The sequence below is a fragment of the Fibrobacter sp. UBA3718 genome (assembly GCF_002371935.1).
Lineage (GTDB): Bacteria > Fibrobacterota > Fibrobacteria > Fibrobacterales > Fibrobacteraceae > Fibrobacter.
Genome location: NZ_DFHR01000004.1, coordinates 74,099 through 86,908, shown reverse-complemented (window position 1 = coordinate 86,908; position 12,810 = coordinate 74,099). Strand labels below are relative to the sequence as shown.

8 protein-coding genes are annotated in these 12,810 nt (G+C 52.9%); all 8 read left to right on the top strand.

All coding sequences use genetic code 11. The features are described from left to right. Positions 1-202 precede the first annotated feature (202 nt). On the top strand, positions 203-1,057 hold the full coding sequence (locus B4A77_RS01060; protein WP_290737488.1) for a TIGR02147 family protein: 855 nt from the start codon (positions 203-205) through the stop codon (positions 1,055-1,057). Positions 1,058-1,084: 27 nt separating this feature from the next. Continuing rightward, positions 1,085-3,259: a fibrobacter succinogenes major paralogous domain-containing protein gene (locus B4A77_RS01055; protein WP_290737485.1), complete on the top strand. Its 2,175-nt coding sequence runs from the start codon at positions 1,085-1,087 to the stop codon at positions 3,257-3,259. Positions 3,260-3,444: 185 nt separating this feature from the next. Further along, entirely contained in the window at positions 3,445-4,293 is an 849-nt protein-coding gene (locus B4A77_RS01050; RefSeq protein WP_290737482.1) for a TIGR02147 family protein, read from the top strand. Positions 4,294-4,310: 17 nt separating this feature from the next. Then, positions 4,311-7,385 carry a fibrobacter succinogenes major paralogous domain-containing protein gene (locus B4A77_RS01045; RefSeq protein ID WP_290737480.1) on the top strand — a complete coding sequence of 1,025 codons (3,075 nt, stop codon included), beginning with the start codon at positions 4,311-4,313 and terminating at the stop codon, positions 7,383-7,385. Positions 7,386-7,409: 24 nt separating this feature from the next. Continuing rightward, on the top strand, positions 7,410-10,379 hold the full coding sequence (locus B4A77_RS01040; protein ID WP_290737477.1) for a fibrobacter succinogenes major paralogous domain-containing protein: 2,970 nt from the start codon (positions 7,410-7,412) through the stop codon (positions 10,377-10,379). Positions 10,380-10,403: 24 nt separating this feature from the next. Continuing rightward, positions 10,404-11,345 carry a fibrobacter succinogenes major paralogous domain-containing protein gene (locus tag B4A77_RS01035; protein ID WP_290737474.1) on the top strand — a complete coding sequence of 314 codons (942 nt, stop codon included), beginning with the start codon at positions 10,404-10,406 and terminating at the stop codon, positions 11,343-11,345. Between the two features lie 193 nt (positions 11,346-11,538). Further along, entirely contained in the window at positions 11,539-12,042 is a 504-nt protein-coding gene (locus B4A77_RS01030; RefSeq protein ID WP_173366593.1) for an RNA polymerase sigma factor, read from the top strand. Next, the gene (locus B4A77_RS01025) at positions 12,039-12,809 is read left to right on the top strand and encodes a hypothetical protein (protein WP_290737472.1); all 771 of its coding nucleotides are present in this window, start codon (positions 12,039-12,041) and stop codon (positions 12,807-12,809) included. Before B4A77_RS01030 ends, B4A77_RS01025 begins: the two co-directional genes overlap by 4 nt. Position 12,810 lies beyond the last annotated feature (1 nt).

Here is a 12,810-nt window from a genome sequence, read left to right as displayed (position 1 = left end):
GCGAAGGCGAGGATCTTTACAAAGGAATGCCCTCGGCAATGCGCCGGGGGCTCCTTTTTTGTTTTATAGTTTCACGTTTTTGTTTTTTACTTTAACAAAAATCTTTCTGCTATAATCAGAAGTGGCGAAATTTGCTTAAAATCGCCATTTTTGTTTTAACAAAAATGTTGCATGCGTGCCCGCATAAATCTATCTTATAGTCATGATGAAATCAGTTGTTGAATATAAAGACTACCGCGAGTACGTGTTGGACTACTACCGCGAACGCAAGCGTAGTTCCGCATTTACCTGGCGCGAATTTGCGAGGCTCGCGGGGTTTGCCTCGGGGTCGTACTTGAAGCTGGTTTGCGACGGCAAGACGCGTCTTCGGGAAGAAAGAGCGAAGAAAACTGCGCTTGCTATGGGGTTGCTCGGCTTCGAGTACGACTACTTTATTTTGATGGTGCGCTACGAAGGCGCGAAGACGGAGCGCGAAAAGAAGAAATGTTTTGAGGAGATGCAGGCGCTGAGCGAAGCCCACCATGTGAAAATCCTGGGCAGCGACCTGTACACCTTCTACGAAACCTGGAAGCATTCCGTGGTGCGCGAGCTGGCGGTTGCCATGCCGGGAGCGAAACCACACGAGATTGCGAAGGCCTGCAGACCCGCAATTTCGGCGGCCGACGTGAGTGCAAGCCTGAGTTTCCTCATGAAGGCGGGGCTCCTTACGCGCGACATCAAGGGCAATTACCACCAGACGAACCGCTCGCTTACGACAGGCCGCCTGAACGTGGTCGCCGTTGCGGTGCATTCGCTGCTGCGGCAGATGGGCGAATTCGCGCTCGATGCCCTCGACAAGTTGCCGATTTCGGAACGCCACTTCAGCGGGATTACGATGGGCGTGACCGCAGAAACCTACGCGAAGGTTATAGAAGAACTTGCGCGGTGCCGCAAGCGCATCGTGTCGCTAGTCGCCGACGAGCAGCATCCGGATAAGGTGTGCAGGCTCAATTTCCAGTTTTTCCCGCTCACGGAGAATTTAAAACGCGTCCAGGGGACGCCGGGTAAAGGAGAATAAAGTATGTTTACCAAAAAGGATTTGAATATGAAGAAATGGATTCTGCCGACGCTTATGCTCGGGTCGATTCTTGTGACCGCCTGTTCCGACGGCCGGCAAACCACCGGTACGAGCGAGGAATCCGAGGGCATCACCGCGGTCAAGGACTGGGAAGTGGCGGGCGTGTCGCAGAAGGGCCCGTTCGTGACGGGTTCCTCCGTGACGGTGCAGGAGCTTGACGGCATCACGCTCAAGCAGACGGGCAAGAGTTTCAAGGGCACCATCAAGAGCGACAAGGGCGACTTCGCCATCAAGGATATCAATCTGCAGTCGCAGTACGCCATCCTCGAGGCCTCGGGCTACTACCGCGACGAGATTACGGGCAAGAAGTCTACGGGCACGGTGACGCTTCGCGCGCTGACCGACCTCACCAAGCGCAAGACGGTGAACATCAACCTGCTCACGCACCTGGAATACGAGCGCGTGATGTACCTTGTCACCGAGAAGAAAAAATCTATTGCCGAAGCGAAGGAACAGGCCGAAAAGGAAGTGCTCGCGACGTTCGGGATCGAGGGCGACTTCGCGGAATCCGAAGATTTGAACATCTTCGAGACGGGCGACGGAAATGCGGCTCTGCTTGCGATAAGCGTGCTCTTGCAGAGCGATGTCGACGTGGCCGGGCTTACCGAACGCATGGGCGAATTCAGCATATCGCTTGCGGAAGGCGGCAGCTGGGACGATGCTGATGCGAAGACCGCAATCGCGGACTGGGCCTGCGATGTTGATTTGAAGGGCTCGCTTTCGAAGGTGCGCAAGAACGTGGAAGACTGGAAGTATGCGGATTCCGTGCCCGCCTTCGAGAAATACGTGACGAACTTCTGGTGGGACAACTACGGGCTCGGCCAGTGCACATCGAAGCGCGAGGGCGATACCAAGCGCAACGTGAACAAGCTGAGCAAGATGTACAACGAGTACTTCGTCTGCGAAGGCGGACGCTGGCATATTCCGGGTGAAGAACCGGCCTCTTCCAGTTCCGGAAACGAGCCCGGCAGCTCGTCCGTCGATTCGGGAGAACCTGTTTTCGGAGAACTGACGGATGCCCGCGATGGCCGTGTCTACAAGACAGTGAAGCTCGGGTCGCAGGAGTGGATGGCGGAGAACCTGAACTATGCCGCCGAAGGCAGCCTCTGCTACGAAGATGACGAGAAGAATTGCGAGAAGTATGGCCGCCTCTATAACTGGGAAATTGCCCTGGATACCTCGAACAGGGGATGTGGTGACAACTTCTCCGGGTGCAGGCTCCGTAGCGATTTCCACCCCCGTGAGGGAATATGCCCCGATGGCTGGCATGTGCCGGAACACGCGGAATGGGACACGCTGTTTGCGTATGCCGATGCCCATGGTGAAGGCGAAAGTGCCGGGGATGCCTTGCAGGCGTATTACCGGGATGATTATCTCGAAAAGACGTATTCCTCGGATCGCTTCGGCTTCAATGTAGTTCCTGCGGGCGTGTTTAATGGCAAGGAATTTTCGGGGCTTGGAACGTCGTCGGAATTCTGGACGGCCTCGATAGAAACGACGGATTGGCTGAGCTACATTTCGATTACTCCCTCGACTATCCATTTCGTCAAGGGTTCCGGATCCAATGTGTATATGACGCATATCAGCCATGCCGTTTCTGTCCGCTGCGTCAAGGGACAGGGCGGGAAAAGGAACGGCTATGATTTTGATGCCCCGCGATACGAGGAAGACTTGCCGGAAGAAGTAGGCTTTATCCAGGATTATGTTTCGGATAAGGATCGCAGGGCATGGGATGACGACTCGCTCATGACATTCTGGTATGTCCGCCATATAACGGGTACGGAAAGCGTGCATACGAGCGGCAAGAATTATTCGCAGTATGTGTCCGTTTCTCTGGAGGATGATGCCAGGGATAGCCTGGATCAGTTCAAGGGCGTGCTCGAGGAAAACGGGTTTGTCTACGTGAAGTCGGATTCTATCGGCCAGGCGACGTATAACGGGAGGGACGGCATTTACTTTATGCATGAGGTGGCGACAAGCGATTCGAAGGTCCGTCGCGATTATTATGAAAAGGAAACCGCCAAGGCGAAATACGTAATCGTGGTCCTTGTCGGGGCGAATGTCTCGGCAGGAGAAAGTGCGACGGTGTTCAGGTATGGCTACTCCATAGAAGTCCATACTTACTATAAGCCAAAGTCGTAATGCAGGTCGCCCCGCCAATCCGGCGGGGCTTTTTGCTTTTATCATGTTCCGGGGCTATGTTCTCAGAACATGCCTTCATGTTCCAAAATGCCAAATTTTTTAGAATTTAGCCAAAAGTGGTAAAATTTGACTAAAATCGCCATGTTTATGTTCTAAATGGGCGAAAAGAAGGTATATTTGTACACATGAAGGAAATCGTTGAATACACGGATTATCGCAAGTATATCCTGGACTACTACGAAGAGCGCAAGCGCAGCTCCGTCTTTTCGTGGCAGAAGTTCGCCCAGGATGCCGGATTCTCGTCGGCGGTGTTCCTGAAGTATGTCTGCGAGGGGAAAAAGAACCTGAGTGTCGGATCCGCGGGTTCTGTCGCGAGCGCCATGGGGCTCGCCGGTTACGAACAGACCTACTTTGTACTGATGGTCTCGTATGCGCACGCGAAAAGCGACAAGGCCAAGCGTGCCGCGTTCGAGGAACGCTGTGCGCTCGCGAAGGCGCACAAGATGCGCGTGCTGGGCAACGACGAGTTCGACTACTTTAAGTCGTGGAAGAATCCGGTGCTGCGCGAGCTCGCCCCGCACATGCCGGGAGCCAAGCCCCTCGAGATGGCGCGCGCCTGCAGCCCCTTGATTACCGCGGCCGAGGTGACCGAGACGCTGAACTTTTTGGTAAGGATGAAGCTCCTGAAGAAGGACAGGGACGGAAACTACCACCAGACGGACAAGACGATTACGATGGGTGACATGGATGTGGTGCCCGTGGCGGCCCGCGAACTGCAACGCCAGATGGGGGAATTCGCAATCAAGGCTATCGACCTGCCGCTTTCCGAACGCACCATGTCCGGGTTCGTGCTCGGCCTTACGGAACGCTCGTACGAACGCATCCGCAAGGAGATGGCGGACTTTTACCGCCGCGTCGTGGCGATTGCGACCGAAGAAGACGAGACGGAACGCGTGTACCGCATGAACATGCAACTTTTCCCGCTGAGCAAGCGGATTGAAACCAAGAAAGATTTGAAAAATAAAAAGGGGTAAAGGAAATGAAAGGAGCGATGAACAGGAATTTTGGGACTCGGTTTATTCCGGCCTGTGCGCTTGCCGCCATGGCTGTCTTGACGGCGTGTTCCGACAAGCAGGATGTCGCGGGCGGCGCCTCGGGAGACATGGGCATTGTCGCGAAGGATATCGCGGGCGAAGCGCTGAAGGGCCCGTTCGTGAAGGGTTCCGCCGTGACCGTGCAGGGAATCGACTGCAAGACGATGAAGTTCTCGGACGAGGTCTTCGAAGGCAAGGTCAAGAGCGACAAGGGCGACTTTGCGTTTGACGACGTGACGCTTTCTTCTACGTGCGCAGTGTTCGAAGCGACGGGCAAGTACCGCAGCGAAATTACCGGCAAGGAGTCGGCGGGCGAGATTACGCTCCATGCGCTGACGGATTTGAAGGACCGCAAGAATGTGAATATCAACTTGCTCACCGAGCTGGAATACGAGCGCGTGATGTACCTCGTGACCGAGAAGGGGAAGACGTTCGCGGATGCGAAGGAACAGGCCGAGAAGGAAGTGCTTGCGGCGTTCGGTATCGCGGGCGACTTCGACAATTCCGAAGACCTGACTATCTATGAAAGCGGTGACGGCAATGCGGCCCTGCTTGCCGTGAGCGTGTTGATGCATGCGGAAACGGATGTGGCCGGGCTCGGGAAGCGTGTCGAAAAGTTCGCGGACTCGTTCGCGGAAACCGGCAAGTGGAGCGATGGCGAGACGAAGGCCGCGATTGAAGAGTGGCAGGTTGCCGCTACGGCCGACGGAACGCTGGATTCGATTCGCAAGAATATCGAAAGCTGGGGCTATGCCGACGTGGTGCCCGCATTCGAGAAGTACATCGAAGTCTTCGGCGATGCCGTCATCCTGAGCAGCGATAGTAAATCTTCTAGTAGCAATGAGATTGCCACGAACTCTTCGAGTTCTCGCAATGACAATTCTGGCAGTGAATACGACGCAACCGCAAATACGCTCAAGGACCTGCGCGACGGCAAGGTTTACAAGACCGTGAAAATCGGCAATCAGGTGTGGATGGCAGAAAACCTGAACTTTGAAACAGCGGCCAGTTCTTGCTACAACGATTCGTCGAAATACTGTGACAAGTATGGCCGGCTGTACACCTGGGCCGCTGCGGTAGGCAAGTCGGAGGAAGAGTGCGGGCTCGGAAAAGAATGCAATCTGTCATCCGGGAATGTTCGTGGCGTTTGCCCCGATGGCTGGTATTTGCCCAGCGAAGCTGATTACGCGACCTTGATCGAGGCTGTGGGCGGCGAAAAAGGTGCCGGTACTAAACTGAAGTCTACCAGCGGCTGGAATGACGATGATGGCGAAAGCGGCAACGGCACTGACGCTTTCGGATTCTCGGCGCTGGCTGCTGGTATCAGCAATGCGGGCTATTACGGCGTGGGTTACACTACGAGCTTCTGGGGTTCTACGGAGTGCGGTAGCGAGGGTGTTCCGGAGACCGGTAACGGCTGCGCATATGCGATGTGGTTGGACTATGACGACGTCAATGTAAACTTGAGGAGTTACGCCGCTAAGGATTTGGGGTACTCGGTTCGTTGCGTCAAGCTTGATAACGGAACTGATCCGGAATCCAGCAGCAGTGAGATTGCCACGACCTCTTCGAGTTCTCGCAATAGTAGTAGCTCTGCCAGTGAGACGGTCTTGAACTCATATGAGAAAGAAGCTTATCTGAATCCTGAAATCAAGTACGATTCCATCGTTGATTCACGTGATGGGCAGGTTTACAAGACTGTGAAAATCGGGGACCAAGTTTGGATGGCCCAGAATCTGAATTACGCCGATAGTGCGAAGACTCCGAGCCTCTTGGGACGTAGCTGGTGCTACAACGACTCCTCAAAAAATTGTGAAAAGTATGGCCGTCTCTATACATGGGCTGCAGCGATGGACTCTGTCGAGACAGGCTGTGGCTACAGCGAAAGTGGTACGGGATGTTATCGTACGACGGATGTTCAGGGTATTTGCCCTTCGGATTGGCATTTGCCTAGTTTTGATGAATGGAAGGTGCTGTATGTTTATGCAGGAGAAGAATATATATCGGGCAGGACGCTTAAGTCAAAGAAAGGCTGGAAAGATGATGGAAATGGCTTTGATGATTATGGTTTTTCCGCTATTCCTGCGGGAGAGAAAGATTCTTACCGTTTTTATGATGAAGGTATGCATGCTTCGTTTTGGAGCTCATCAGAGTTTGATTGGTATGCGTCTGAAGAAGTTTATTATTTGGATTTGAGCTACAGTAATTTGCACGCGGAAATTCCTGCTTATGTAAAGTACCATGCACGCAGCATCCGTTGTATCAAGGATGGGTCGGCTTCTACGCTGTCTTCAAGTAGTAGTGGAAATTCCGGTGATGCTTTGAATTTTGATTGGAGTGTCTCGAAGGAGTCTTACCTTAATCCGAAAATCAATTATGATACCTTTGTAGACGACCGTGACGGCAAAACATACAAAACTGTGAAAATTGGCAAGCAGGTATGGATGGCGGAAAATTTGAATTATGCGGATAGTGTAAAAACTCCGAGTCTCAAGAAACAAAGTTGGTGCTATGATGATGACGAAGCCCATTGTGACGTGGCTGGCCGTCTTTACACGTGGGCCGCGGCGATTGATTCGGTGGCTCTTGCTATGGATAAGGAGAATCCTCAGAATTGTGGATCTATGGGTCCATGCGAACTTCCTGAAAGAGTGCAGGGGATTTGTCCTAATGGGTGGCATCTGCCATCAAAGGATGAATGGGGGATAATGCTTGCCGAATCGAGTGAGAATCCCTTAAGAGCGAATGCCAAGTATTTTAAGTCATCTATTGGTTGGTGTGGTGATGAAAAAAGTACGGATGATTTTGGTTTTTCCGCATTGCCAGCGGGGTATGTAAACATCTTTGGTTTTTCTGTTGAAGATGAACATGCCTATCGCAATGCAGGCTATACGTCTTATTGGTGGAGCGCTGATGAAGATTCGGATGGTCTTAATGGCGGTGTAATGTCTATACAGTGTATTGACAAGAATGCTGAAGTGTCTGATGCTGCTAAGGTGGCGGGGAACTCTGTCCGCTGCATCAAGGATTAAATTTAGGGAAAGGGAGAACAAGATATGTTCACGATGAAGGAATCGATGCTGAAGTGGGGTGCTGCTCTCGGGATGCTCGCGGTGAGCGCCATGTTCTTGGCATGTTCCGATGACAAGTCGGATGTCGCGGGCGGCGCCTCGGGAGACATGGGCATTGTCGCGAAGGATATCGCGGGCTTGGCGCAGAAGGGCCCGTTCGTGAAGGGTTCTAAGGTGACTGTGCATGGAATCGACTGCAAGACGCTTGAACTGACGGATGAGATTTTCGAGGGCGAAGTCGAGAGCGACAAGGGCGACTTTGCCATCGACGGTGTCTCTCTCAAGTCTACATGTGCCTTGTTCGAGGTGACGGGTAAATACCGCAATGAGATTACCGGTAAGAAGTCCTCGGAGGAGTTGACGCTCCATGCATTGACGAACTTGAAGGACCGCAAGAACGTGAACATCAACTTGCTTACCGAACTGGAATACGAACGCCTGATGTTCCTCGTGACGGAAAAGGGCAAGAAGTTCGCGGAAGCGAAGGCGCGGGCCGAAAAGGAAGTGCTTGCGGCATTCGACATCAAGGGCGACTTCGTGGAGTTCGAAAACCTGAATATCTTCGAGTCGGGCGACGAGAACGCGGCGCTGCTTGCCGTGAGCGTGATGATGCAGGCGGAAACGGATGACGCGGGACTTGTTACGCGTATGGAAAAGTTCGTAGAATCGTTCGCGGAAACCGGCAAGTGGAAAGATTCCGGCACGAAAAAAACGATTTCGGAATGGGCGGTCGAGGCTACGGCAAATGGCGGGCTCGATTCCATCCGCAAGAATGTGGAAGCCTGGGACCTCGGGGATACCGTGCCCGCATTCGAGAAGTTCATCGAAGCCTACGCGGACGGCGACAGCGTTGTCTTAATCGTCACACCGAAGTCGAGCAGTAGTAAAAACGGTGATGCCGGCACATCGGCCGGCATGACATCCAGCAGTTCTTCCCATGACACGACGTACAATGCCGAAAAGAATACCCTGACGGATACCCGCGACGGCCAGGTTTACAGGACCGTAACAATCGGTGATCAGGTGTGGATGGCGGAAAACCTGAACTTTGAAACGGATTCCAGTTACTGCTATAATGATTCTGCTGAATACTGTGCAAAGTATGGTCGCCTTTATGAATGGAGTGCGGCAATGGATGCATGCCCTAGCGGCTGGCACCTGCCTGATACTGCGGAATGGAGAATGCTGCTCGCTGCGGTTGGTGGGGATTCGATTGCAGGCATGAAACTCAAGTCTACGAGTGGCTGGAATAGTAACGGCAATGGTACGGATGATTTCGGCTTCACTGTGTTGCCCGCTGGTGGCTGGGGGAGCAAGGACTTTGTGGGCGAGGCTGCTGTCTTCTGGACTTCTGAATGGTACGAAGGGTACGATGATTATGCGTATGGTATAAGATTGTACACGGATACCATTGTACGCAAGTTCTACAGTAACAAGTATATCGGGAGTTCGGTCCGTTGCTTGAAAGGCGAATCCCCAGTGGCTGGCTCTAGCAGTAGCCTGGCGAAATCGAGTAGCAGTTATTCTGATGGGTGGAGCTGGGATGTGCCCAAGGAAACTCGCCTGAATCCGAATATCAAGTACGACTCGATAATCGACCCGCGTGACAAGCAGGTTTACAAGGTCGTGAAAATTGAAGTGCCAGACTCAAATTATTCGCAGGTGTGGATGGCGGAGAATTTGAATTATGCCGATAGCGTCAAGACTCCGAGCTTGAAGGGCAACAACTGGTGCTATCAGGGTGATGAAAAAAAATGCAAGGTGAGTGGCCGTTATTACAGCTGGGCTGCAGCGATTGACTCTGTTGCTTTGGCGAACGATGCCGAGGCTCCGTTGGATTGCGGCTATGGCAAAAAGTGCGGACTTGATCGAGCTGTGCAGGGAATTTGCCCTGACGGCTGGCATTTGCCGTCAATCTATGAATGGGGCCTATTGAGCGTGGCATTAGGAAATGCCCCTGTATCTGGTGAACCACTCAAGGCGTTGACTGGATGGAACTACGCCGGAACGCCTGACAACAACGGTACGGATCTTTACGGCTTTGCCGCACTCCCGACCGGAAGAAGAATTTCTGCTACTAAATGGGAAAAGGTGGGCTCGGATGTTTATTACTGGAGCGCTACTGAATACAGTGCCAATGATGGCCGGTATTTCAATATAAACAACGTTTATACCAATTCTTATACGTATCAGAATAGCAAGTCTTATGGACAAAGTGTCCGTTGCGTCAAAGGGGATCCTTCGACTGCACCGGTAAGGCCTTCTTCAAGTTCTAGCGTTGATGAAACGAAGTCCAGTAGCAGCGTGACAAGCGTGTCAAGCAGCAGCGTCCCCGAAGGATATGTAGATCCATTGACTGTTGTTACGGGGACTATGACGGACACCCGCGACGGTCAGATGTACAAGACCGTAAAAATTGGCACACAGACTTGGATGGCGGAGAACCTGAACTACGAAATAGATTCTAGTTTCTGCTATAATGATTCAGCAGAATACTGTGCGAAGTATGGTCGCCTTTATAGGTGGGCTACAGCGGTTGGCAAGCCGGAGAGTGAATGTGGATATGGAAAAATTTGCTCGTTGCCGTCGGGAAATATTCAGGGTGTTTGTCCTTCGGGTTGGCACATGCCGAGTAAGGCTGAATGGGATACGTTGTTCAATGCAGTTGGCGGACAATTAACAGCGGGTAAAATGCTTAAATCTACATCTGATTGGATTCAAGATGGTAATGGTACAGATGAATTCGGCTTCTCGGTGCTGCCTTCCGGCTATGTGGCAAAGGGTGGCTCTTACTCCTATGCGAAGTATTATGCTTACCTTTTGAGCTCTACGGAATTTGAGGAGCATGATGGTGCTGGTGCGTACGTGGCGACTATGAGTTCCAAATACGACTATGTGAATTTGGATTACACTAATAAATCCTATGGCTTTTCTGTCCGCTGCATCAAGGATTAATTTTAGGGTAGAGAGGCAAAAACAATGAAAAGAGTTTTAGCAATATGTGCCATGTCCGCATTCCTGCTTGCGGCTTGCGGCGATGACGAGAGCAGCGGTTTCACAACCCGCCCCGACGAGGATTCGTCTTCGTCTGTTTGCGAGGACTGCGACGATTCAAGTAGTTCCTCTAGCGTCACACCGCAGTCGAGCGAAAGCGAGACAAGTGTGTCCAGCAGTTCTTCTGCGAAATCGAGTAGCAGTAAAAACGGCGATGCCAAGTCAAGTAGTAGTTCTGCGGAATCGTTGTCAAGTGATGCGTCGAGTATCAGTTTCTTTGAAGATGGAGTTACAGGAACTATGACTGATGGGCGTGACGGGCAAACATACAAGATTGTAAAAATCGGCAAACAAATCTGGATGGCGGAGAATTTGAACTACGCCTACACAGGTGTTCCCTTTGAAAGTGGCGATATTACCTTCGATTCCACGAGTTGGTGCTATGACAATGATCCTGCCAACTGTGCCAAATACGGTCGCCTTTACACGTGGTCCGCCGCAATGGATAGCGTGGGCAGGTGGAGCACGAATGGCAAAGGTTGCGGCGATGAAACGATGTGCTCGCCGACATACCCGGTGCGTGGTATTTGCCCCGAGGGCTGGCACCTGCCAACGGGAATAGAGTGGGGTATGTTATTTATATTAGACGGGTATACATCGACGGCGGCAGAGAGACTCAAATCGGCAAGTGGTTGGGCCGATAATGGAAATGGCTCCGATATCTATTCCTTTGCCGTATTGCCTGTTGGCATCAAGATTCCAATTGAAGGGTACGTAGGTGAGGGCTTCTGCACAACCTTTTGGACTTCTGATGGCGACGACGACTACTATGCGGATGCTAAGACCATGAACTACAACAGCAAAGGGGTGAGTGAGTATGGCTTCCACAAGAACTCCGGGTTCTCTGTCCGCTGCGTAAGGGACTAGCAATGAGGCGAGTGCAGCGCAAAAATGCTTGCGTTTTTGCATTGCCGAGCCGATTAGCGAGGGACTTCGTAGAAGTCCCCTGGCAAGCCGTTTGTTAGAAAGAAATGACCCCGCTAGCGCGCTAGCGGGGTTTTTTGAGTTTTTTTTCTAAATTTGCGGTGACACTTTTTACCTCCATAGGTGTTATACTAGCATGAAGGGCAATAATCAGGCAAATCGCGAGAAAATGTCCGGGCTGTACGAGACCTACGCCCCGATGGTTTTCAGGCGCTGCCTCTATATGCTCAGGGACGAATCCGAGGCCCAGGACATGATGCAGAACGTGTTTTTACGCGTTTTTGAGCATTGGGACCGCCTCGACGCGACGCAGCCGAGCAGCCTCTTGTGGAATACGGCGACCAGGCTCTGCCTGAACCGCATCCGAGACAAGCACCGCCGTGGCCTCGATGTGGATTCGAACGAACTGTTGTTGACTATTGCCTGCGCGGACGAAGACCATGAAGAACAGGAGGCGAAGGGAATCCTCGCGAAACTGTTCTCGCACGAGCCGGAGTCTAGCCGCACGATGGCCGTGCTGCATTTTGTGGACGGCATGACGCTCGAGGAGACAGCCCGCGAGGTTGGGCTCTCGGTGAGTGGCGTGCGCAAGCGTTTGCGTGGCCTGCAGGCCAAGGTAAAGAATCTGGAGGTAAAGTGATGATCCCCGATTGGAAACTGGAACGATACCTTACGGGCGACCTGCCCGAAGGCGAGATGCGCGAGATTCGCGAACTCGAGAAGACGGACGAGAAGCTCGCCCATCGTGTGAAGCTGCTGCGCGAGGACAACGTGGCAATTCTCCGCAAGATGCCTTTCGAGAGGCTCGCGGAGAAGATGGATGCCCGCGACAATGGTGCGGAACGCAAGGACAACGTGGCGCGTTTCGGTTTCGTGAAGTTCGCGGCCGCCGCGGCCCTGGTGCTTGCGGTGGTGTCGGTGGCGCTCTTTAGCCAGCGCGAAATCGGCCCGGCTACGGACGGTGGCGCGCTGGCGATGGATGTTGCCTTGGCCGATGTCCCGGATGACGGCACGCGCATCAAGGGTCTGGATGCCCGCATGGAAGTCTGGAAGAAGACTGGCGACAGCGCGGTACAGATGTCGAACCTGGGCGAGGCACGCGAGGGTGACGAAATCCAGTTGCGCTACGCGGTACCCGAAAAGTGCTACGGAATGCTCTTCAGCATGGATGGAAACGGGACCGTCACGATGCACATGGCCGATGGCTCGCAGGCGATTGCTCTCGAACCCGGCAAGATGACGACGCTCCCGTTCGCCTACAAGCTCGACAACGCGCCGAAATTCGAGAAGTTCTTCTTGCTCACGTCGCGTGCGGCGTTCGAACTGGATGCGAACAACATCGATGCGCTGCTCAAGAGCAAGGACGTGCGCTCCGTATCTATCACATTACGCAAGGTTGGGGAATAGT